The 19,893-nt window shown below is 68.1% G+C and carries 25 protein-coding genes and 5 pseudogenes; 12 read left to right on the forward strand and 18 right to left on the reverse strand.

The window, feature by feature from the left end:
• Positions 1 to 34 precede the first annotated feature (34 nt).
• Entirely contained in the window at positions 35 to 238 is a 204-nt protein-coding gene (locus tag ACHMWU_RS24825; protein ID WP_396048042.1) for an SDR family NAD(P)-dependent oxidoreductase, read from the forward strand.
• Positions 204 to 938 carry an SDR family NAD(P)-dependent oxidoreductase gene (locus ACHMWU_RS24830; RefSeq protein WP_396048044.1) on the forward strand — a complete coding sequence of 245 codons (735 nt, stop codon included), beginning with the start codon at positions 204 to 206 and terminating at the stop codon, positions 936 to 938. The genes ACHMWU_RS24825 and ACHMWU_RS24830 overlap by 35 nt, the downstream gene beginning before the upstream one ends.
• Positions 939 to 957: 19 nt before the next feature.
• On the opposite strand, the gene ACHMWU_RS24835 is transcribed toward ACHMWU_RS24830, so the two are convergent.
• Complete coding sequence (locus ACHMWU_RS24835) at positions 958 to 1,602, reverse strand: amino acid-binding protein (protein WP_396048046.1); 645 nt, start codon at positions 1,600 to 1,602, stop codon at positions 958 to 960.
• 136 nt (positions 1,603 to 1,738) lie between these two features.
• Between ACHMWU_RS24835 and ACHMWU_RS24840 the strand changes: the two are divergent.
• Positions 1,739 to 1,828 (forward strand): annotated as a pseudogene (locus ACHMWU_RS24840) (hypothetical protein); the annotation flags it as partial.
• Positions 1,829 to 2,010: 182 nt separating this feature from the next.
• Here ACHMWU_RS24840 and ACHMWU_RS24845 read toward each other — a convergent pair.
• Positions 2,011 to 2,898, reverse strand: coding sequence for a LysR family transcriptional regulator (locus ACHMWU_RS24845; RefSeq protein WP_396048048.1), 888 nt, complete (start codon positions 2,896 to 2,898; stop codon positions 2,011 to 2,013).
• A gap of 70 nt (positions 2,899 to 2,968) precedes the next feature.
• Between ACHMWU_RS24845 and gabT the strand changes: the two genes are divergently transcribed.
• The 3 genes and pseudogenes from gabT (at position 2,969) to ACHMWU_RS24860 (ending at position 5,760) form a co-directional block, all read left to right on the forward strand.
• Complete coding sequence (gabT, locus tag ACHMWU_RS24850; RefSeq protein ID WP_396048050.1) at positions 2,969 to 4,303, forward strand: 4-aminobutyrate--2-oxoglutarate transaminase; 1,335 nt, start codon at positions 2,969 to 2,971, stop codon at positions 4,301 to 4,303.
• A gap of 35 nt (positions 4,304 to 4,338) precedes the next feature.
• A pseudogene (locus tag ACHMWU_RS24855) lies at positions 4,339 to 4,970 on the forward strand (aldehyde dehydrogenase family protein).
• Entirely contained in the window at positions 4,900 to 5,760 is an 861-nt protein-coding gene (locus ACHMWU_RS24860) for an aldehyde dehydrogenase family protein (protein ID WP_396048052.1), read from the forward strand. The pseudogene ACHMWU_RS24855 and the gene ACHMWU_RS24860 overlap by 71 nt, the downstream one beginning before the upstream one ends.
• Before the next feature lie 164 nt (positions 5,761 to 5,924).
• Here the strand turns inward: ACHMWU_RS24860 and ACHMWU_RS24865 are convergent.
• From ACHMWU_RS24865 to ACHMWU_RS24905, 9 genes and pseudogenes are all read right to left on the reverse strand, one after another.
• A pseudogene (locus tag ACHMWU_RS24865) lies at positions 5,925 to 6,104 on the reverse strand (aldehyde dehydrogenase family protein); the annotation flags it as partial.
• Between the two features lie 74 nt (positions 6,105 to 6,178).
• Positions 6,179 to 7,177: pseudogene (locus ACHMWU_RS24870) on the reverse strand (aldehyde dehydrogenase family protein); the annotation flags it as partial.
• Positions 7,178 to 7,220: 43 nt separating this feature from the next.
• Positions 7,221 to 7,607: an ABC transporter permease gene (locus ACHMWU_RS24875; protein ID WP_396048054.1), complete on the reverse strand. Its 387-nt coding sequence runs from the start codon at positions 7,605 to 7,607 to the stop codon at positions 7,221 to 7,223.
• Between the two features lie 8 nt (positions 7,608 to 7,615).
• The gene (locus ACHMWU_RS24880) at positions 7,616 to 7,831 is read right to left on the reverse strand and encodes a hypothetical protein (RefSeq protein WP_396048056.1); all 216 of its coding nucleotides are present in this window, start codon (positions 7,829 to 7,831) and stop codon (positions 7,616 to 7,618) included.
• Complete coding sequence (locus ACHMWU_RS24885) at positions 7,825 to 8,022, reverse strand: hypothetical protein (RefSeq protein WP_396048058.1); 198 nt, start codon at positions 8,020 to 8,022, stop codon at positions 7,825 to 7,827. The genes ACHMWU_RS24880 and ACHMWU_RS24885 overlap by 7 nt, the downstream gene beginning before the upstream one ends.
• A gap of 10 nt (positions 8,023 to 8,032) precedes the next feature.
• On the reverse strand, positions 8,033 to 8,767 hold the full coding sequence (locus ACHMWU_RS24890) for an ABC transporter permease (RefSeq protein WP_396048060.1): 735 nt from the start codon (positions 8,765 to 8,767) through the stop codon (positions 8,033 to 8,035).
• 325 nt (positions 8,768 to 9,092) lie between these two features.
• Positions 9,093 to 9,614 (reverse strand): extracellular solute-binding protein, encoded by a 522-nt coding sequence (locus ACHMWU_RS24895; RefSeq protein ID WP_396048062.1) that lies wholly within the window; start codon positions 9,612 to 9,614, stop codon positions 9,093 to 9,095.
• Positions 9,515 to 10,006 (reverse strand): extracellular solute-binding protein, encoded by a 492-nt coding sequence (locus tag ACHMWU_RS24900; RefSeq protein ID WP_396048064.1) that lies wholly within the window; start codon positions 10,004 to 10,006, stop codon positions 9,515 to 9,517. The genes ACHMWU_RS24895 and ACHMWU_RS24900 overlap by 100 nt, the downstream gene beginning before the upstream one ends.
• Before the next feature lie 165 nt (positions 10,007 to 10,171).
• Entirely contained in the window at positions 10,172 to 11,254 is a 1,083-nt protein-coding gene (locus ACHMWU_RS24905) for an ABC transporter ATP-binding protein (RefSeq protein WP_396048066.1), read from the reverse strand.
• Positions 11,255 to 11,387: 133 nt separating this feature from the next.
• Here ACHMWU_RS24905 and ACHMWU_RS24910 point away from each other — a divergent pair, with 133 nt between their 5' ends.
• From ACHMWU_RS24910 to ACHMWU_RS24925, 4 genes are all read left to right on the forward strand, one after another.
• Complete coding sequence (locus ACHMWU_RS24910; RefSeq protein WP_396048068.1) at positions 11,388 to 11,687, forward strand: winged helix-turn-helix domain-containing protein; 300 nt, start codon at positions 11,388 to 11,390, stop codon at positions 11,685 to 11,687.
• A gap of 17 nt (positions 11,688 to 11,704) precedes the next feature.
• The gene (locus ACHMWU_RS24915) at positions 11,705 to 11,899 is read left to right on the forward strand and encodes a hypothetical protein (protein ID WP_396048070.1); all 195 of its coding nucleotides are present in this window, start codon (positions 11,705 to 11,707) and stop codon (positions 11,897 to 11,899) included.
• Positions 11,900 to 11,913: 14 nt separating this feature from the next.
• A complete protein-coding gene (locus tag ACHMWU_RS24920) occupies positions 11,914 to 12,129 on the forward strand; it encodes an FCD domain-containing protein (protein WP_396048072.1) in 216 nt (71 codons plus the stop codon).
• A gap of 310 nt (positions 12,130 to 12,439) precedes the next feature.
• Positions 12,440 to 12,847 (forward strand): cache domain-containing protein, encoded by a 408-nt coding sequence (locus ACHMWU_RS24925; protein ID WP_396049210.1) that lies wholly within the window; start codon positions 12,440 to 12,442, stop codon positions 12,845 to 12,847.
• On the opposite strand, the gene ACHMWU_RS24930 is transcribed toward ACHMWU_RS24925, so the two are convergent.
• Positions 12,822 to 13,115: a hypothetical protein gene (locus ACHMWU_RS24930; RefSeq protein ID WP_396048074.1), complete on the reverse strand. Its 294-nt coding sequence runs from the start codon at positions 13,113 to 13,115 to the stop codon at positions 12,822 to 12,824. The genes ACHMWU_RS24925 and ACHMWU_RS24930 overlap by 26 nt on opposite strands.
• Positions 13,116 to 13,515: 400 nt before the next feature.
• Between ACHMWU_RS24930 and ACHMWU_RS24935 the strand changes: the two genes are divergently transcribed.
• On the forward strand, positions 13,516 to 14,250 hold the full coding sequence (locus tag ACHMWU_RS24935; RefSeq protein WP_396048076.1) for a CatB-related O-acetyltransferase: 735 nt from the start codon (positions 13,516 to 13,518) through the stop codon (positions 14,248 to 14,250).
• An 18-nt stretch (positions 14,251 to 14,268) separates the two neighbouring features.
• Here the strand turns inward: ACHMWU_RS24935 and ACHMWU_RS24940 are convergent, their stop codons facing one another.
• Positions 14,269 to 14,571, reverse strand: coding sequence for a hypothetical protein (locus ACHMWU_RS24940; RefSeq protein ID WP_396048078.1), 303 nt, complete (start codon positions 14,569 to 14,571; stop codon positions 14,269 to 14,271).
• Positions 14,523 to 14,807: a TetR/AcrR family transcriptional regulator gene (locus ACHMWU_RS24945; protein WP_396048080.1), complete on the reverse strand. Its 285-nt coding sequence runs from the start codon at positions 14,805 to 14,807 to the stop codon at positions 14,523 to 14,525. The genes ACHMWU_RS24940 and ACHMWU_RS24945 overlap by 49 nt, the downstream gene beginning before the upstream one ends.
• Positions 14,808 to 14,918: 111 nt before the next feature.
• On the opposite strand from ACHMWU_RS24945, the gene ACHMWU_RS24950 reads away from it, so the two are divergent.
• Positions 14,919 to 16,307, forward strand: coding sequence for an MFS transporter (locus tag ACHMWU_RS24950; RefSeq protein WP_396048082.1), 1,389 nt, complete (start codon positions 14,919 to 14,921; stop codon positions 16,305 to 16,307).
• A gap of 45 nt (positions 16,308 to 16,352) precedes the next feature.
• On the opposite strand, the gene ACHMWU_RS24955 is transcribed toward ACHMWU_RS24950, so the two are convergent.
• From ACHMWU_RS24955 to ACHMWU_RS24970, 4 genes and pseudogenes are all read right to left on the reverse strand, one after another.
• Positions 16,353 to 17,621: a PucR family transcriptional regulator gene (locus ACHMWU_RS24955; RefSeq protein WP_396048084.1), complete on the reverse strand. Its 1,269-nt coding sequence runs from the start codon at positions 17,619 to 17,621 to the stop codon at positions 16,353 to 16,355.
• Complete coding sequence (locus tag ACHMWU_RS24960) at positions 17,618 to 18,979, reverse strand: phytoene desaturase family protein (protein ID WP_396048086.1); 1,362 nt, start codon at positions 18,977 to 18,979, stop codon at positions 17,618 to 17,620. Before ACHMWU_RS24960 ends, ACHMWU_RS24955 begins: the two co-directional genes overlap by 4 nt.
• A 48-nt stretch (positions 18,980 to 19,027) precedes the next feature.
• Complete coding sequence (locus ACHMWU_RS24965; RefSeq protein ID WP_396048088.1) at positions 19,028 to 19,462, reverse strand: DUF3556 domain-containing protein; 435 nt, start codon at positions 19,460 to 19,462, stop codon at positions 19,028 to 19,030.
• 130 nt (positions 19,463 to 19,592) lie between these two features.
• Positions 19,593 to 19,844, reverse strand: a pseudogene (locus tag ACHMWU_RS24970) (DUF3556 domain-containing protein); the annotation flags it as partial.
• Between the last annotated feature and the right edge of the window lie 49 nt (positions 19,845 to 19,893).

Genomic DNA, 19,893 nt, shown 5'->3' on the forward strand with positions numbered 1-19,893 from the left:
GCGCATTCCAGATACCGGCGGTATGTTGACCGGCATGACTCAGACATTTGCCGGTTCAGTCGCCCTCGTCACCGGCGCGGCACGCGGTATCGGCGCGGGCGTCGCGCGCGGGATCGTCGCCGGCGGCGGCAAGGTCGCCCTCGTCGGCCTTGAGCCCGCCCTGCTGGCCGAGCTGGCGACCGGCTGGGCGACAGCGCCGCCTGGTGGGAGGCCGACGTCCGCGACTCAGCTGCCGTGAAGTCGGCGATCGACAGCGCAGCCGCTCACTCGGCCAGATCAACTACGTCCTGGCCAATGCCGGCATCGCCTCGTACGGCACGGTGCGCCAGATCGATGACGACGCCTTCGAACGGGTCGTCGACATCGACATCAATGGCGTCTTTCGCACGCTCAAGCACGCCACCCCGCACCTGGCCGCGAGCCGCGGCTACGCACTCGTCGTCGCCTCCCAGGCCTCGTTCACCCCGCTCGCAGGTCTCGCCTCGTACAACGCGAGCAAGGCCGGGGCCGAGACCCTCGGGCTCGCCTACAAGCAGGAAGTCGCCCACCTCGGCATCGGCGTCGGCATCTGCCACCCGTCCTGGATCGACACCGACATCGTCCGCAACGCCGAGAACGATCTGCCGTCCTTCCGCGAGACCCGCAAGCACCTGCCCTGGCCCGCCAACGGCACCACGAGCGTCGAGAAGTGCGTCGCGCTGATCTTGGCTGGCTTCGCCAAGCGCAAGAGCCGGGTCTACGTGCCGGGCAAGGTCGGCGTCTCCAACTGGAGCAAGGCCCTCGTCAACTCTCCGGCGGCGTGGCCCGTCCTGCGCAAGATCGCCGTCAAGACCGTCCCGCAGATGGAGACCGAGGTCGAGGCGCTGGGACGGTTCCACCACGCGCACGTGCCGACGCCCCACCCCGTCGTCGATTCTCAGGTCAACCCCGGAAGCTGACGTCTGGCCCGGTTGCGGATCAGACGGTCTGGACGCTCGCGGCCAGCGAGACCATGTGACCGAGACGGGCCACCTCGGACGGCAGGAACTCCGGACCCCCATGGCGTCCGACGACGACCACGAAGCCATTGCCCTTGCGGTCGCGCGCTGGAGCGGCGGCCAAGACCGTGGAGTCCCAGGCCGGCACCTCGCGCAGCACCTTCGCCTTGCGAAGCCCCAACCAGTCGGCGGCCTCGGGGACGAGCTGCGGCGCGGTCGACGATGCGGCCATGACGTGCAGCTCGCCGTCGGCGCGGTCGAGAGCCATGGCCCAGTCAGTCCGGAACGTCTCTGGCATGACCTCGACGAGCCGGGCGATCGCGCGTGTCGGATCGTCGGTGAACCGTTCGACGGCCTCGAGATCCATGCTCAGGTTGGCGCCTGCGGTGTACCGGGAGATCCAGTCGACGTTGACGCCGTCGAGCCGGTGGCATGCCGTGATCAACGCGTCCGGCATGACCTGAGGCGGCGGCTCGAGCAGGACGTCGTCGACGACCATGCCGTCGGACCGGCGCTCCACGATCTCGATCGCCTCGATGTCGGCGCCCGCACTACCGAGGGCAGTTGCCAGCGCTCCCAGCGATCCGGGCACGTCGGGCAGCGCGACACGGAGCAGGAAGGCCATACGTCCATTGTCACCGGCACATGTTGCGTTTCTGTTACCCGGGTAGCGTGTGGGCGTGAATCACTCGATCGTCCGCACCCTGTTCCGTGTCGTTGCCTTCGGCGAGGCCGTCTCCTGGCTCCTGCTCCTGAGCGCGATGTTCTGCAAGTGGGTTCTGGACGCCGAACCCTTCGGGCTCGCAGAAGGTGGAGTACCCGTCGCCGGCATGATCCACGGCGCAGGCTTCTTCCTGTTGTACGTCGTGATGTGCGTCGTGTGCCACTTCACGTTCCGCTGGAAGCTTCAAGACGACGATCATCGCGCTGCTGGCGGCCATCCCGCCGTTCGCCTCGATCTGGTTCGAGCGCAAGGCCGAGCGCGACGGACTGCTCGAGCGTCCGACCGTCCCCGCTGCCGGCTAGACCCTTCTCACGGCGCCACGTCGGCGCCGTACCGGACGACGCAGAACGCCTGCAGCCGTGCCGCGAGATCACTCATCGTCGCGGCGGCGTGGTGGCTGGCCTCCCAGGCTGCGAACAGCTCGATGCGCAGCGGCCCGTCGCGGCCGATGATCTCCAGCGGGTGCAGGTCGAACCTCGGGTCGTCCGAGACGACGGCAACTCCGCGCCCTGCTGCCGCGAGCGCCTGGGCGACCTGCGGGTTGCTGCAGTCGACGACTCCTTCAGCGGTGAGTCCGACTGCCTCTAGCGCGGTGTCGAGGATCTGCCGAGGCTTGAAAGGCCGGGTCAGCGCGAGGATCGTGCCCGTCGCGAGCTCGTCGATCGTCACCGTCTCGCGCTGGCTCCACTCGTGGTCGCTGCGGACATACGCCCACACGGGCAGCACGGCGACGGCGGCGCTCGCGAGCGGTCGCGCCGGCGCCTCGGTGACGATCGCCAGGTCGGCGCCTCGCTGCAGGGCGTCGTAGGCCTCGCTGGGGTCAGACTGCAGCACCGTCGGCATGGGATCGTCGGGGCCGAGCGTGGCCAGGAACGGCGCGATCACATCGGTCAGGGTCGTGGTCGGCGCGGCGATCGTGAGCCGTTCAAGCCGGCCTGCCGCATAGGAACGAGCAGCGTCCTGGGCCCCCCTGGCGCGGCGGAGCACGTCTTGCGCGTGAGGCAGGAACGCCCGACCTGCAGCACTCAGTCGCAGCCGCCCACTCGATCGCACGAACAGGTCGACACCGAGATCGCGCTCGAGCTGGCGGAGCTGGCGCGAGATCGCCGGCTGGGTGACGTGGACGACGTCGGCCGCCGCGCTGACCGACCCCGAGTCGGCGACTGCGACGAAGTACCCCAGCGTTCTCAGTTCCATGCTCCAAGAGCATAGTCTTCATCAATTCTGAGTATTGGACGGCATAGAGAGGAGCGACGAGAATGGCCTCATGAGCGCCAACATCGAACAACGCCGCCACCTCGTCACCGCCCTGCCCGGACCCCGGTCCGTCGAGCTGATGGCCCGCAAGAATGCCGCCGTGGCAGCCGGTATCGGCACGACGATGCCGGTCTTCGCCGTCGAGGCCGGCGGCGGGATCGTCAAGGACGTCGACGGCAACTCGCTGATCGACCTCGGCTCCGGCATCGCCGTGACCACGGTCGGCAACAGCGCCCCGCGCGTCGTCGACGCGGTCAAGGCCCAGGTCGATGCCTTCACCCACACCTGCTTCATGGTCACTCCCTACGAGGGCTACGTCGCCGTCGCCGAACAGCTGAACCGGTTGACCCCCGGCGACCACGAGAAGGTCTCGGCACTGTTCAACTCCGGCGCCGAAGCCGTTGAGAACGCGATCAAGATCGCCCGCGCGCACACCAAGAAGCAGGCCGTCGTCGTGTTCGACCACGCCTATCACGGTCGTACCAACCTGACGATGGCCATGACCGCCAAGTCGATGCCGTACAAGAGCGGCTTCGGTCCGTTCGCGCCCGAGGTCTACCGGGCCCCGCTGTCGTACCCGTTCCGCGACTCCAAGGACGTCGACGGCCAGGCCGCCGCACAGCGCGCCATCAGCGTCATCGAGAAGCAGGTCGGCGCCGACAACCTCGCCGCCGTCGTGATCGAGCCGATCCAGGGCGAGGGCGGCTTCATCGTCCCGGCCGACGGCTTCCTGCCCGCGATCGTCGACTGGTGCACCGCCAACGGCGTCGTGTTCGTGGCCGACGAGGTGCAGACCGGATTCGCCCGCACCGGTGCGATGTTCGCCTGTGACCGCGAGGGCATCGTCCCTGACCTGATCGTGACAGCCAAGGGCATCGCCGGCGGCCTGCCGCTGTCGGCGGTGACGGGTCGCGCCGACATCATGAACGCCTCGCACGTCAGCGGCCTCGGCGGGACGTATGGCGGCAACCCGCTGGCCTGCGCCGCCGCGCTCGCCACGATCGAGACGATCGAGGCTGACAACCTGGTCGACCGGGCGCTCGAGATCGAGCACCTGATGCTCGACACCCTGCACCGCCTGCAGGCCGACGACGACCGTCTGGGCGACGTCCGCGGACGTGGCGCGATGATCGCGGTGGAACTCGTGAAGTCGGGTACTGATGAACCGGACGCCGATCTCGCCAAGACCATCGCGAGCAACGCCCACCAGCAAGGCGTGATCGTGCTGACGTGCGGGACGTACGGCAACGTCCTGCGATTCCTGCCGCCTCTGGCGATCAGCGACGACCTGCTGACCGAGGCACTCGACATCTTGACCAACCTCTTCAAGGAGACCGCACAGTGACCACACCGAACTCAGCGAGCTCAACAACCGCAGACGTGTTCATCAACAACGAGTGGCTGTCCAGCGAGGGCGGCGAGTTCGACGTCGTCGACCCCGCCACCGGCGAGACCATCACCCAGTCCTCCAACGGCACCGAGGCCGATGCGACGGCCGCCGTCGATGCCGCCGCGGGCGCACTTCCGGCTTGGCGCAAGGTCGCGCCGCGCGAGCGTGCCGAGATCCTGCGTCGCACGTTCGAGCCCATGATCCGCGACCGTGACGAAGCTGGCGCTCTGATCGCCGCCGAGAACGGGAAGTCGTTGTCCGACGCCGTCGGCGAGGTGACGTACTCGGCGGAGTTCTTCCGCTGGTTCGCCGAGGAGGCTGTCCGCATGGGCGGCGACTACGGCACCGCTCCCGCCGGCGGCACCCGCACACTCGTGACGCACCACCCCGTCGGCGTGGCTGCTCTGGTGACCCGTGGAACTTCCCGGCGGCTATGGCAGCACGCAAGATCGCTCCGGCGCTCGCGGCGGGTTGCACCGTCGTGCTCAAGCCGGCCTCGGAGACCCCGCTGACGGCGTTCGCGATCGCGAAGCTCATGGTCGAGGGCCGGCGTGCCCGCCGGAGTCGTCAACATCGTGCCGTCCAAGTCGGCGTCGAAGATCGTCGGCACCTGGATGGCTGACGAGCGGGTCCGCAAGATCTCGTTCACGGGCTCGACCGGGATCGGCCAGATGCTGCTGAAGCAGGCCGCCGAGCGGGTCATCAACTCGTCGATGGAGCTGGGTGGCAACGCCCCGTTCGTCGTCACCGAGGACGCCGACATCGACGCGGCCGTCGACGGCGCGATGATCGCGAAGTTCCGCGGCGGAGGTCAGGCCTGCACCGCAGCCAACCGGCTGTACGTCCACGCCGACGTGGCGGCCGAGTTCACCGCCAAGCTCGGCGCGAAGGTCGAGGCGTTGACCGTCGGTCCGGCCAGCGAGGGCTCCGACATCGGCCCGCTGATCAACGCCAAGGCCGTCGACGAGACCACGGCACTGCTCGACAGCGCCGTCGCGGCAGGAGCCAAGATCGCCCACCAGGCGTCCGTCCCGGCCGACAGCAAGGGCTTCTTCTTCCCGCCCACCGTCCTGGTCGACGTGCCCGCCGACGCCGACGTCGTGCAGGAGGAGATCTTCGGTCCCATCGCACCGATCGTGACCTGGACGACCGATGAGGAGGTCATCGCGCTGGCCAACGGCACCGAGATGGGCCTGGCAGCCTATGTGTTCGCTGGCGAGCTGCAGCGCGCGATCAAGCTGAGCGAGTCGATCGAGGCCGGCATGGTCGGCGTCAACCGCGGTCTCGTCTCAGACCCGGCCGCACCGTTCGGCGGCATGAAGCAAAGCGGAATCGGTCGCGAGGGCGCCCGGGTCGGCATGGAGGAGTTCCAGGAGACGCAGTACCTGAGCGTCGCCTGGCCCGACGCCTGAGCCCACCCGCTCCTTGCAGCTTGTCGAAAGGACGTCCTTTCGACAAGCCAAGGAGCAAGACGGGGCTCAGTCGGCGATGTAGAACATCCGCTTGTTGACGAACTCGTCCATGCCCAGCGGGCCGAGCCACGGCCGAAACCTGAGCGCTTGACCCCGCCGAACGGGATCTCCGCACCCTCGCCAGCGGTCGAGTTGACGTTGGCCATGCCGACCTCGAGCCGCTGGGCCAGCGACTCGGCGCGAGCCGGGTCGGCGCTGAACACCGAACCGCCGAGTCCGTACGCCGTGTCATTGGCCAGCGCCAGAGCCTCGTCGTCGGAGCCGACCTTGTAGACCACTGCCACCGGGCCGAACAGGCCTCGGAGTAGGCGCGCATGTCCTGGGTGATGCCGGTCAGCACCGCCGGCGAGTAGTACGCCGCCGGCCCTTCGCCGAGCACGCCGCCAGCGTGCAGCGTCGCACCCTTGTCGACCGCGTCCTGCACCTGCTCGGCCAACGTCTCGGCGGCCTTGCGCGATGACAGCGGCGCGAACGACTCGAGCGCCAGCGCCTTCTCGGTCAGCTTGCCGACGAAGTCGTCGAACAGGTCGTCCATCACGATCATCCGCTTGTTGGAGTTGCACGCCTGGCCGGTGTTGTACATCCGGAAGTCCCACGCGTTGTCGGCGACGGTGTCGAGGTCGTCGGTGTCGAGCACGACCATCGGATCTGAACCACCGAGCTCGAGGACGCACTTCTTCAAGTTCTTGCCCGCCAGCGCCGCGACGATCGCACCGGCCCGCTCCGAGCCGGTCAGCGAGACGCCGTGGATCCGCGGATCGGAGATGATCGTCTCGATCTGGTCGTGCGAGGCGAACACGTTGACGTACGCCCCTTCGGGCAGACCTGCGTCCTTCATGATCTGCTCGACGGCCAGCGCCGACTTCGGCACCGACTCGGCGTGCTTGAGGATGATCGTGTTGCCGAGCATCAGGTTCGGTGCCGCAAAACGGGCGATCTGGTAGAACGGGAAGTTCCACGGCATGATGCCCAGCAGCGGTCCGACCGGCAGCTTCTGCACGACGGCCTTGCCACCGGAGAACGACTTGATCGGCTGGTCGGCGGCCAGCTCGGGCCCCTCGTCGGCGAAGTAGTCGAAGATCGCCTGACAGAACTCAGCCTCCTCGACACCCTCGCCCACGGGCTTGCCCATCTCGCTGGTCGCGATGGCTGCGAGCTCGTCGGCCCGCTCGGCGAACAGTGCCGCCACCCGCTTGACCGCGACGGCGCGCTCAGCGATCGGCACGTCCTTCCATGCCGCGTACGCCGCCGTCGCCGACGCGAGTGCCGACTCGATCTCGGCATCGGTCGCGGTGTCGAACGACTCGAGCACCTCCCCCGTCGACGGGTCGGTCACCTGATAGCTGGGACTGGTCATGTCGTGCTCCTGCCTTTCATGGGGGTCTTGCCAGTGTGCGTCATCACTTCAACGCCTCGGTGTCGCCGCTGAGCTTCTGCGCCACCCAGATGGGGATGATCGACAGCAGGATCAGCACGACGGCGACGACATTGACGATCGGCGCCTGATTGGGTCGGAACAGGTTGTTGAGGATCCAGATCGGCAACGTCGTCGTTCCCGCGCCGGCCGTGAACGTCGTCACGATGATCTGCGTCGAAGCCAACGCGAAGGCCAGCAGCCCACCGGCCAGCAGGGCCGAGCGCAGCTGCGGGAACGTCACGAGCCGGAACGTCGTCCAGACCCCGGCGCCGAGATCGGCGGACGCCTCCTCGAAGCTGCCGCCCATCCGCCGCAGCCGGGCTTGGACGTTGTTGAAGACCGTGACGATGCAGAACGTCGCGTGCGCCACGATGACGGTCAGGATCGACAGGCCTGGATGCCCATGATGCCGCGGAAGGCGTTGTTCAGCGCGATACCGGTGACGATGCCGGGCAGTGCGATCGGCAGGATCACGAGCAGGTTGACCGAGTTCTTGCCGAAGAAGCTGTACCGCTGCAAGGCCAATGACATCAGGGTGCCGAGCACCAGCGCGATCGCGGTCGATGCCAGCGCGACCTGCACGCTGGTCAGCACCGCTTCACGCGCGCCGTCGGAGTTCCAGGCCCGCTGCCACCAGTCGAGCGTGAAGCCCGTCGGCGGCCAGGCAAAGGATGCGCTGGTGTCGAGGAGTTGAGCACGACCAGCATCAGCGGGAGGTACATCAGGAACAGGATGACGGCGGTGAGCACCGCGAGGAGACGGCGAACGCCGGAGCCGAGGATCATCGTGGCGACCTCACAGGTTCTCGAGGGCACCCGTACGGCGCACAGCCGTCAGGTAGCCGATCATGATGACGATGGGGATCAGCGCGATGGCTGCCGCGAGCGGCAGGTTGTTGGCGGCGCCGACGTTGGTGTAGACGAGGTTGCCGAGCATCTGGTTGGCCCCGCCGACGATGTTGACCGTGATGTAGTCACCGAGGGTCAGCGAGAAGCTGAAGATCGACCCGGCGATGATCGCCGGCGTGAGCAGCGGGAACACGATCGTCCGCAGCGTCTGCCATGTCGAGGCGCCCAGGTCACCGGATGCGTCGGCGGCGAGCCGGCACCCGTTCGAGTCCTGCGAAGATCGGCAGGATGACGTACGGGAGCCAGATGTCGGCCTGCGTGATGATGACGGCGGTGATGCCGTACCCGGGCGAGCCCAGGCCGATCTTGCTCGTGGCCCAGCTCGAAGATGCCGTCGTCCCGACAGCACCGAGCGCCAGGCAAAGGCCTTGACCAGGTGGCTGGCCCACAGCGGGGTCAGCACGGCGATGACGAGGATGCGCTGCATCCGCTTCGACGCCATCTTGGCCATGTAGAACGCGATCGGCAGAGCGATGAGGACGTCGATGATCGTACGGCGACCGCGACGCCCAACGTGCGGAGCGCGACGGTTCGGTACAGCGAGCTCGGTCGCGATCTCCTTGAGGTTGTCGAACGTCAGGGAGCGGTTGAGCTCGCCGGTGAAGCTGTCGACCGACCACAACGCCGTGACGAGCAGCGCCGCAGAGCGCGACGATGTACACGAGCACGAGCCAGGTCAGGGGCGCCGTCAGCAGCATGGCCAGCCGCAGCCGCGGCCGGGAGGTGAGCAGGGAGGAGGCCCGCCGTGCGGCCGTCCGCGAAGGGACGGCCGCACGACTGGTGTCGATCGACATGTGGTTGATCAGCCCTTGATCTCTGTCCAGCCTTGGTCCACTCCGAGTAGTCCTTGCACTCGACGTCGGTACGACCATCGAGGCACTCGGCGACCGGTGTGCGCCAGTACCAGAAGCTCGGACGCGAACTCCTCGTCGCCGGCCTTGTACGTGTCACAGAATCCGGGATCGCTCGCGAAACTCGCAGGCTTCCTGGCTGTTGGGCGCCTCGCCGAAGTACTCAGTCGCCGCAGCATTGGCCTTGGGCGAGTCGATGTAGTTCAGCCACGCGTACGCGCAGTTGGGGCTCTTGGCCTTCGACGAGATCATCCACGTGTCAGACCAGCCGGTCGCGCCTTCCTCGGGCAGGATCGCCTTGACGTTGGTCTTCTTGGCGTCGACCGAGTTGACGATGACCTGCCACGTCGTGCCGATGACCGAGTCGCCGGTCTCGAACGCCGAGATCTCCTTGAGGTAGTCCGACCAGTACTCGCCGACGTTGGCGCGCTGGCCCTTGAGCAGGTCGACCGCGGCGGTGAACTGCTTGTCGTCGAGCGCGTACGGGTTCTTGATGCCGAGATCGGGCTGGTGCTTCATCAGGTACAGCGCAGCGTCGGCGATGTAGATCGGCGAGTCGTAGGCCGTGACCTTGCCCTTGTACTTGGCCAGCCGTCGGGCTCGAACACCGCGGACCACGACGTCGGGGCAGGCGAGACCTCGTCGGCGTTGTACATCAGCAGGTCGGCGCCGTAGCCGTGCGGCACGCCGTAGTGCTTGCCGTCGAAGGTGTTCCACTCCTGGTCCTTGAGGAAGTCGAAGACCTTGGCGTAGTTGGGGATCAGGTCGGTGTTGACCTCGACGGCCTCCTTGGAGGCGACCATGCGCGCCGTGAGGTCACCTGAGGCTACGACGACGTCGTAGTCGCCGGTCTTGGCGAGGTTGAAGGCCTCGTCGGAGGTGCCGTACGTCTTGGACGTGACCTCGCACTTGGTCTCCTTCTCGAAGTCGCTGACCCAGTCGACGGCGGGATCGTTGCTGCCGTCCTCGACGTATCCGGGCCAGGCCAGGATCGAGACCTTGCCTTCCATGGCACCGAGCTGGTCGGAACTTCTGCGGCTGTGTCGGAGTCGCTTCCCCGCAGGCTGCGAGCACGACGAGCGCGCTGCTGGCGAGCAGGGCGCCGACGGCCCTCCTCCGGTGTGTCGTCCTTCTCATCGGTGTCTCCATCTCTTCTTCGGGGTGGGAGTGGTGTGTCAGGGGGTGGGCTCAGGTAGTGGCACGAGGTCGTCGAGCGACCAGCTGGCGACGACCTTCTCGCCGCGCTGCTCCTTCTGGGCCTGCGCGCCGGTGCTCTGCTCCAGCACGACGAGGCGGGTGCCGTCGTCGAGCAGGACGTGGAGGCGGTGGCCGGAGCCGAGGTAGATCGACTCGGTGATGACGCCGGGTGCTGAGATGACGCCCGTCGAAGCATCCGTCGAGCCGGTAGAGGCCTCCGGACCGATCGCGATCTTCTCGGGTCGCAGGGCGTGTGTTCCCGGACGTCCCAGGAGCCGCTGCGAGGTCGCGCTGTCGAAGATGTTGGACGTCCCGACGAACGAGGCGACGTACTCCGACGTCGGCTGCTCGTAGATCTCCTGCGGGGAGCCGAGGTGCACGATCTTGCCCTCGCTGAACACGGCGACGCGGTCGCTGAGGGTCAGTGCCTCCTCCTGGTCGTGGGTCACGAAGACGAAGGTGATGCCGAGGTCGCGCTGCAGCTGCTTGAGCTCGACCTGCATCTGCTCGCGCAGCTTGAGGTCGAGGGCGCCGAGCGGCTCGTCGAGCAGCAGGACCTTGGGCCGGACGACGATCGAGCGGGCGAGTGCGACGCGTTGGCGCTGACCGCCCGACAGCTGCCCGGGGCGCCGGTCTCCGAGGTGGGCGAGCTGCACGGTTCCGAGGGCTTCGGCGGCCTGTCGGCGGCGCTCGGCCTTCTTGACGCCACGGACGCGCAGACCGTAGGCGACGTTGTCGAGCACGCTCATGTGCGGGAACAGCGCATAGTCCTGGAAGACGGTGTTGACGTCGCGGTCGAAGGGGGCGCGCGAGGTGACGTCCTCGCCGGCGAGCTCGATCGTCCCTGCGGTGGCCTGCTCGAATCCGGCGATGAGCCGCAGCACGGTGGTCTTGCCCGATCCAGAAGGTCCGAGCATCGAGAAGAACTCGCCGTCGGCGATGTCGAGGTCGACCTCGTCGACGGCTCGGACGTCACCGAAGTGCTTGCTGAGGCCCCGCAGCGAGATCGCCGTGCCGGGCGGCGCGGTGCGATCGGATGCGGGTTCGTCGATGGTGCTCACGCTCATCGTTGGGTTGTCCCCTCGGGGTCGGTGGTGTGACCTGGGCCACGTGCTGGCAAAATCATATGGGACCAGATATTAATTGGCTAGGTGCTATTTGCAACGATCTTGTTACGTTCTGGAGGAGGTGGAGATGGCGACCGTGCGACGAGCGTCGACCCGAGCCCGATCGGCGATCTTCGCCCCCATCGGCGACGAGGGGCGCGCGGTGCGCGTCGAGAACCGGCTCGCCGAGGCCATCCGGTCAGGAGTCCTCGCAGATGGCGAACGCCTGCCCAGCGAGCCCGAGCTCGCCTCGATGCTCGGGGTCGCGACCGTCACGGCTCGTGAGGCCCTGGTCGCCCTGCGCGCTCAAGGACTCGTCACCACGACCCGCGGACGCGGCGGCGGCAGCTTCGTAGCCGGCCCGCGCCGAGCCGAGCGGCCGACTTGAACCACCGGCTCACCGCGATGTCGCGCGTCGAGCTGCGCGACCGCGGCACGATCTACGGCGTCATCATGGCCGGCTGCGCCGAGCTCGCTGCCGAGCGCTCCGACGCTCATGACGTCGAAGGTCTGCGCGTGCTGCTGGTCGATGCCGACGACACCGACATCGGCCGCTGGCGTCATGCCGATGCCGGCTGTACCTGTCGATCGCGGCACTGACCCAGTCGGCCCGGATGACCCGCGAGGTCGTCCGCCTCGAAGCCGACTTCGGCGCGCTGCTGCGCCTACCCCTGGCCGATGCTGACTTCCGGTCTTCGACGTTCGAGCGCCACGGCCAGCTGGTCGACGCGATCGAGCAGCAGGACCCTCAGACCGCCCGGCGGCGCGTCAAGGAGCATGTCAGCGACGCCCTGGAACGACTGGCCGATCTGCATGCGGCGGTGCAATGATCGACGAATCGCATCTCTCGACAGGAGTACTTCGCATGCCCACCCAGACCGTTGAGCTCGCGGCATGCGTCGAGCGCGTCGAGCTCCACTTCCACCATCTGCTGACGGCTCGAGACGATGCGCGCCCGGCTCGTGACGCTGTTCGACAGCGGGCCGGTCGATTCCGAGGCGGCCCGCTCCAGCCTCGAGCCGCTCGCCGTCGCCTTCCTCGCTTCGTCCGACATCGTCGGGGCCGGATTCGTCGCCGCGCGCGGCGCGCTGCAGCAACGTCCCGCTGTACCTCGCGTGGTGGCAGGGAGACGACCAGCACCTGCTCGGCGAGGCGGGGGCACCCGACACCGGCGAACCGCTCGACTACACCCGCCACCCCTGGTTCAGGACGCCCGAACGCACCGGCCAGCCCCACGTCACCGGGCCGTACGTCGACTTCGTGTGCACCGACCAGTACGTCATGACCGCGACCACCCCCGTCGTGTCCCGCGGTCAGATGGTCGGCGTCGTGGGTGCAGACACGCTCGTCGAGACGCTCGAACGCCTGTTGCTGCCGACGCTGCGTTCCGCCGGCGCGACCGTCGTCAACGACGACGGCCGGGCGGTCGCCTCCGCCGATCCGCACATCGCGACCGGAAGCCTGGTGCGCCTCGGCGACCACGACGAGGTCGTGGCGTGCAGCCGACTGCCGTTGAGCGTCGTCAGATCTCGGCACCCCGGCGACTGACCCACGTGTACCCGGCCGCGATCGCGACCGCGAGCACCGTGATGACCAGACAGGCGATCGTGACGCTCACGGCGCCGTTCTCGGCGATGTCGAGGAACGTGTACGGCACTGCGCTCGTGACACCTTCACCGACCTCGAAGACCGGCTCGGCCACCTCGGCGCGCACCAGCGTGTAGGCGAGCCAGGCGATCGGCCAGACCAGGAACCACCAGGCCGCGCCCGTCAGCCGCGTGCGAGGCGTGAAGGCGAGGAAGCCGACGACCGACATCGCCGGGACGACGTAGTGGAAGATCTTGTCGAGCCACCACGACAGCCCGTTCAGCTGCGACGTCGCCGGCCAGGATCGTCACGAAGACGACTCCTGTGACGGTGATGCCGACGAGGCTGGCCAGCCGCAGAGCCTGGTACCAGGGCTCGGCGCGATCTTCCCGCAGCACGAGCAGCCAGCAGGCGATCGCCACGAGCAGGTTCGACTCGACCGTGAAGTAGCTGAGGTAGTTGACGACGCTGCGGCCGCCATCGATCGTGATGATGATCTGGGCGATCAGGGCGAAGGTTGCAAGCGCGGCAATGATCGCGTGCCAGAGTCGATTCACACGTCGACCCTAGTGCTCCCCCGCTCGACGCGGGAAGGTCGATAGCCTAAGACCTGGTCCCGAGGAGGTCAGGTGGAACAGCACACCCGCGGCGCGCACCATGTGCAGCGCGTCGGCTCGTCACGCCTTCTGGTCGAGCCGCCCGTGCGCTTCCTCGGCGCGTTCGTCATCCGGTCCGATACCCGCATCGGCGCGTTCACCGAGTTCGGCCGCGAGGTCGAGGTGCAGGCCGGCTCGATCGGCCGCTACTGCGAGATCGGGCCCGGCAGCCTGATCGGCGCCACCGGACATCCCACCAGCTGGCTCAGCGTCTCGGCGTTTCAGTACAAGAAGTCGACATGGGGCTGGCATCCGTCGGCCGACGACACCCAGATCGTCGACCCCGAGGCCGGCGGACGGCAGAGCTTTCGCAGCGTGGGTCCCGACCAGGCCACGATCGGCAATGACGTGTGGCTGGGCGCGAACGTCGTGGTGCTGCGCGGTGTGACGATCGGTGACGGCTCGATCATCGCGGCAAACGCAGTCGTCACCAAGGACGTTCCGCCCTACTCGATCGCCGGTGGGATTCCGGCCAAGGTCATCCGGCCCCGGGTCAGCGACGAGCTGCGCGACGAGCTGCGCGACCTGCGCTGGTGGCGCCACTCGCCCAATCAGCTCAGCGGCATCCCGTACGACGATCCCGCAGCCGCCGCCGGACAGCTGCGCACCCGGATCGATGAGGGCCTCGAGTCCTACGATCCGGGATTCATCGAGATCCCCAAGTCCGCTCCGGCAGCGCCCGCGGCGAAGAAGCGTCGCTGGCGCTGAGCCGACTCCGCCCCAGGCTCAACCGTCCAGGTCGACGAGAGCCTGGATCGCGCGACCGTACATCTGGATCAGCCGATCGCGACCGATCGCCGGGATCACTTCTTCCTCGATCGACTGGGCCGACTGCATAAGTCCGCCGAGCTGGGTGCCGATCAGCAACGCCCGGGCGTAGCGATCACGTCCGGGCAGCACCGCGACGAGGTCGTCGAGGAACATCCGGCGCGAAGTCTCGCGCAAGCCGACACGAATCGCCTCGCGATCAGACGCCCGGATCATCGTGGCGTAGTGGGTGCGGAACTCCTCGTGCTCCTTGGCCAGCACGAAGCCGGCCAGTCGCTGGCCGAGTCGTCGAGCGGGCCGTCGATCGGTGGCCGCACATACTCGTCGAGGCCCAGCACCTCGAGGAACAGCGCTTGCTTCGAGCCGAAGTGGCGGATCACCAGCGAGGGGTCTGCCCCCGCCTCGGCGGCGATGGCCCGGACCGACGTTCCGCTGAACCCGTGCGCCTCGAACAGCCGCTTCGCACTGGCGGCGATGAGGTCTCTGGTGTGGGGCACGGCCTCGGGGGGATCCATGCCTGCAGTATTCCTCACAGCACATCAGGTTGACTCCCGCAACCATCATGCTGTCAACTAAGTTGACACCCATGACTTTCGGAGCCCACCGCTATGACCAGCACGATCCCCAGCCCGCCTGAGACCTCGACCGCCGCAGAGCCACGCGTCGGTCTCTGGCTCTTCTTCGTCGGCACCGCCGCGCTCGTGGTCTCGCTCGCCCAGACGATCCTGATCCCCGTCCTCGGCCTGCTGCCCGACAAGCTCGACACCTCCGTCGCCAACGTCCAGTGGCTCCTGACCGCGACCCTCCTCGTCGCGGCCGTCGCAGTTCCTCTGATGGGCCGGCTCGGTGACATGTTCGGCAAGCGCCTGCTGCTCCTGGTCGCCGTCGGCGCACTCGTGATCGGCTCGGTCATCACGGCGCTGTCCAGCAGCATCGGCGTGCTGATCTTCGGCCGTGCGATCCAGGGAATCTCCGCCGCCGCGATCCCGCTCGGCATCTCGCTGCTGAGCTCGCTCGTCCCCCGCGAGCGCGCCGGCACCGCGATCGCCACGGTCAGCGCGATGCTGGGCGTCGGCGGTGCGCTCGGCCTGCCGCTGGCCGCAGCCATCGCGCAGAACTCCGACTACCACGTGCTGTTCTGGGTCACCGCCGGCGCGAGCGCACTCGCCTTCGTCGGCATCCTGACCGTCGTCCCGAAGGACACCCAGCTCGCAGGCGGCAAGGTCGACTACGTCGGGACCGTCCTGCTCGGCGCAGCACTGGTGTCGCTGCTGTACCCGCTGTCGCAGACTGCATCGTGGGGCTGGGGGTCGACCAAGGTCATCGGCCTGCTGAGCCTGTCGGCCGTGCTGTTCGTGATCTTCACCTTCACCCAGACCCGGATCGCCCAGCCACTGGTCGACCTGGTGACGCTGCGCCGGCGCCCCATCATGCTGACGAACATCGCCTCGATCTTCTTCGGCTTCGCCCTGTTCGCCTCGCTGATCGGCACCGCCTCGTACGTCCAGGCACCCGAGGCGACGGGATACGGCTTCGGATCGTCGATCATGACCGGTGGTCTCGCAATGCTGCCCGGCGGCCTGGCGATGCTGGTGCTGGCCCCCATCGCGGCCAAGCTGGCCGACCGGTTCGGAGCGCCGCGCATCCTGACCTTCGGCGCCCTGATCGTCGCCGTCGGCTGGCTGTGCCGCATCGTGTTCATCGACTCGCTGACACAGGTCGTCATCGGCGCGACGATCGTCGGCGCCGGCACCGCGATCGGCTACGCGACGATGCCGGCCATCATCAACGCCCACACGCCGGTCTCCGAGCTGGCTGCGGCCAACGGTGTCAACAGCCTCGTCCGCTCGGTCGGCAGCTCGCTGGCCAGCGCCGTCGGCGGAGCCCTGCTCGCAGCGACCACGATGAGTCTCGGCGGCCACGACATCCCCGACCCTCGACGCCTACCGCGAGGTGCTTCGCCCTGTGCGCTGGCGCCTCGGTCATCGCGGCAATGATCGCCCTCGCGATCCCCAAGGGTCCCGTCGACTGACGACCTGGTGTCAGCGGCGGTCCGCCACCAGGACCGCCGCCCCCAGGTAGTGGCACACCTGCACCGCCAGCTCGAGGTCGAGACGGTCGGGGTCGAGCGGTCGTCCGCGCTCGGCCTCGACCTTGCTGATCCGGTACTTGACCGAGTTGCGGTGCAGCAAGAGCTGTTCGGACGTCTGCGCATAGCCGCCGCCCGTGCCGAGGAAGACCCGCAGCGTCTCACGCGTCCGCGCCTCGGCCTCGCCGTCGACGGCCAACGGACCCAGCACCTCAGCGACCCAGTGGCGGGCCGCCTCGAGGTCGCGCACCAGCATCGACGCGACCGCGACGCCGCGCTCCCCGAAGCCGATCGCGTGCGTCACGGGGCTCGACGACCTCAGCGCCACGCTCATCGCCGCCTCGGCCTGCTGGTGCGTCCGCCGGAAGCCGTCGACACCGGCCACGGGGCAGCCGAGCGCGACCCGGGCGTCAGGCGTCCGGGCCAGGCTGCGACGGACCAGCTCCACGTCGACGGGCGCCGTGCTGCGACCCCGACCGAACCAGACCCACGCCGTGCCCCGGTCGACGGCCGTGAACAGCGTCGCCCCCGCGCCGATCGGCTCAGCGAGCCCCCGGGCGAAGTCGCGCAGCGCACCGGTGTGATCGGTCCCGGAGTTCGCGCCGTCGATCCAGATCACGGCACCCACGTGCACCTGGTCGAGCCGATACCTGGCGCCTGAGGCGAAGTCGGCCTGGTCGACGGCGTGACCGTCGAGGATCCGGGCGACCAGCTGCGAGGTGACGCTCGCACTCTTGTCGAGCCAGCGCTGCCGTTCCTGCTCGTGCGCCTCGAGCACGATCTGGGTGATCCAGTCGATGTACCGGTGCAGGAACCGCGACAGGTCGTTGAGCAGCCGCAGCTTGACGCCGGCCTCGCAGTCGAGCGCCTCGACCTCGTCGAACATCCAGTCGCGCAGGTCGTCCGAGCCGAAGTGGTAGGCCCGCCGCAGCGAGGTGCCCGGCACGCCCCGCTGGGCCAGCCGGAAGGCGTACTCGGTGGCCGCCGTGATGGGCTGCACCTGCTCGAAGGGGATGTCGTGGCGGATGATGCGCAGGATCGTGGTGATGTTGCCCTCGACGCTGGCCCGCAGCATCGCCATGAGCTCGGGATCGTTCAAGAAGTCGACCTCCCGGGCGATGACGTCGGTCATCCGCTCGCAGATCTCGTCGAAGTGCAGCTGCAGCCGATCGCCGATCACGGCGACCAGCGCAGCGACCTCGCGGTCGGTCCCGGTGGTCACTCGAGCCGTTTCAGGGCTGATTCGGCGGCGTTGAAACCACACATGCCGTGGGCGCCGGCACCGGGAGGAGTGGCCGCCGAGCAGAGATAGACCCCCGGGACGCCGGTCGTGTACGGGTCGAGCGCGATCCGCGGACGGAACACGAGACGCAGGGCCGCATTGGCACCCGTGATGATGCCGCCGCCGACGTAGTTGGCGTTGGAGGCCTCGATCTGGGCGACCGATCGGACGTGGCGGGCCACGATGCGGTCACGGAAGCCCGGTGCGAACCGTTCGATCTGCGCCTCGATCGCAGCTGTCGCATCGCCGGTGAAACCAGCCGGTACATGTGCGTAGGCGTCAACCGGGTGGATCGATCCGGCCGAGCGGCTCGGATCGGCGAGGTACTGCTGGCCCAGCAGGACGAACGGCCGCTCGGGCATCCGGCCGTGATGGACGTCGCGCTCGGCCTGAGCGATCTCGCGGAACGATCCGGCGACGTGCACGGTGCCAGCGCGCCGCGAGTCGGCATGCGTCCACGGGATGCCGCCGTCGACCGCGAACGCGACCTGGAACGCCCCTGGACCGTGCTGGTACCTCTCGAACGACCGGGCGACCCGTCCCGGCAGCCGCGGGCCGATGATGCGAGCGGCGGCCGCCGGAGCAGTGTCGAGCATGACGAGATCGGGGCTGTCGAGCTCGTCGAGCGAGGTGACGTGCACGCCGGTCTCGATCGTCCCACCCAGGTCGACCAGCAGCGCGGCCATCGCCGTGGTGATGGCTGACGAACCTCCGGCGGCGACCGGCCACCCGTAGGTGTGCGCGGCGGTGCCGAGGGCCACCCCGATCGCCGACGACATGGGTCCACCGAACGGTCGGAACGCGTGGGCGGCCACCCCGCCGAACAGGGCCCGTCCCGGTTCGGTCGACCACTTCTTGGCCAGCAGGCTGGCCGGCATCGCGGCGTAGGCGCCGAACCGGGCGAGCTTGATCGGATGGTCCGGGACGTGCAGCATCGGCCGGGTGAAGTCTTCGGTGATGTCACCGAAGCGTTCGGCGAGTGGTCCGAAGACCCGCTGCCACGGCCGTCCGTCAGCACCGAGCGTTGCCGCCGTCTCGGCCACCGACCGGCGCACCGCCGAACCACCGCCGTTGTCGAGCGGGTGCGAGTACTGCACCTCGGGCCACAGCCAGCTCAGGCCGTAGCGGCTGAGGTCGATACGGCGTGCGAAGGCGCTGTCGACCGAGAGCGGGTGGAAGCCGGAGCACTCGTCGTGCAGGACTCCGGCGCCCGTGTACTCGCCGCTGCGGGTGCCGCCGCCGATCGTGGGGGCCGCTTCGAGCACCCGGACCTGCACGCCTTCGGCGGCGAGGGTCACGGCGGCAGCGAGCCCGTTCGGGCCCGCTGCCGACCACCACTGCGTGAGTCACGTAGTTACCTTAGGCAGGTCTCCGGGTGCGTGGTATCCCTCGAGGGTCCAGGTGACCTGGTGGGCGATCGGGCCGTCGGGCAGCCATGGGTGCGCGTCGGCTGCGTCCTTGACGATGTACGTGCCCCGCTCGACGACGCCTAGAGCCGCGTCGATGACTCGGTACTCGATGTAGTTCTTGTGGATCGGCTGCGACTCGGTGAACGTGATGACGACCTCGCCGGGCTCGAAGTTGCAGCGTTTCTGCACCGCCGCGACGGTCCGTTCGTCGTGCAGGTGGCCGTCACCGAACTGCCACCCGATCAGTAGGGTGCAGACGAACTCGGCCTCGCGGATGACGTAGTTCTCCAGCGCATCTGTGTGCCGCATCATCAACGACATCAGTGCGCGGCCCTGGGTGTGCATCGTGCGCCACGCGACGGCCTTCTGCATGAAGATCTCGGCGACCTCTTCGCCGAAGGCGGCTGTGGCTGGTCGATCTGGTTCGCGTTGTACTTGACGAGGTGGGTGTTAGCTTCTCCTCGACGTCACGGCCACGGAAGGCCCACGTCGCCGAGGCCCAGTTGCCGGCGTACTGGCGCATCGACGGCAGGAACGAGACGAGATCGGGGCGCAGGTTGCCGAGGATCGGGAAGAACAGCACCGCCACGACCACGAACGCCAGCAGGGCAGGCGTCATGTCGCCGACACCCCAGCCCGCGCCGGCATCGAAGTTCCAGAACAGGAACGGCGTCGCGAACATGAAGAAGATGTTCCACTCCAGCGGCACGGCCAGCGGGAACGTCGACGTGATGAAGGCGTGGAACAGCAGCATGCCGATGATTGCGAGCAAACGTGATCGTGCGGTTGGTCGAGAACAGCAG

The organism is Aeromicrobium sp. UC242_57 (assembly GCF_044452305.1).
GTDB lineage: Bacteria > Actinomycetota > Actinomycetes > Propionibacteriales > Nocardioidaceae > Aeromicrobium.

Coding starts and splice junctions, on each gene's coding strand:
- ACHMWU_RS24845 (WP_396048048.1), bottom strand. CDS start 2,898: ATGGAACTGAGAACGCTGGGGTACTTCGTCGCAGTCGCCGACTCGGGG.
- ACHMWU_RS24950 (WP_396048082.1), top strand. CDS start 14,919: ATGACCAGCACGATCCCCAGCCCGCCTGAGACCTCGACCGCCGCAGAG.
- ACHMWU_RS24900 (WP_396048064.1), bottom strand. CDS start 10,006: ATGGAAGGCAAGGTCTCGATCCTGGCCTGGCCCGGATACGTCGAGGAC.
- ACHMWU_RS24915 (WP_396048070.1), top strand. CDS start 11,705: ATGTCGCGCGTCGAGCTGCGCGACCGCGGCACGATCTACGGCGTCATC.
- ACHMWU_RS24930 (WP_396048074.1), bottom strand. CDS start 13,115: ATGTCGGTCGTCGGCTTCCTCGCCTTCACGCCTCGCACGCGGCTGACG.
- ACHMWU_RS24965 (WP_396048088.1), bottom strand. CDS start 19,462: ATGCAGAAGGCCGTCGCGTGGCGCACGATGCACACCCAGGGCCGCGCA.
- ACHMWU_RS24835 (WP_396048046.1), bottom strand. CDS start 1,602: ATGGCCTTCCTGCTCCGTGTCGCGCTGCCCGACGTGCCCGGATCGCTG.
- gabT (WP_396048050.1), top strand. CDS start 2,969: ATGAGCGCCAACATCGAACAACGCCGCCACCTCGTCACCGCCCTGCCC.
- ACHMWU_RS24885 (WP_396048058.1), bottom strand. CDS start 8,022: ATGATCCTCGGCTCCGGCGTTCGCCGTCTCCTCGCGGTGCTCACCGCC.
- ACHMWU_RS24920 (WP_396048072.1), top strand. CDS start 11,914: ATGACCCGCGAGGTCGTCCGCCTCGAAGCCGACTTCGGCGCGCTGCTG.
- ACHMWU_RS24825 (WP_396048042.1), top strand. CDS start 35: ATGACTCAGACATTTGCCGGTTCAGTCGCCCTCGTCACCGGCGCGGCA.
- ACHMWU_RS24910 (WP_396048068.1), top strand. CDS start 11,388: ATGGCGACCGTGCGACGAGCGTCGACCCGAGCCCGATCGGCGATCTTC.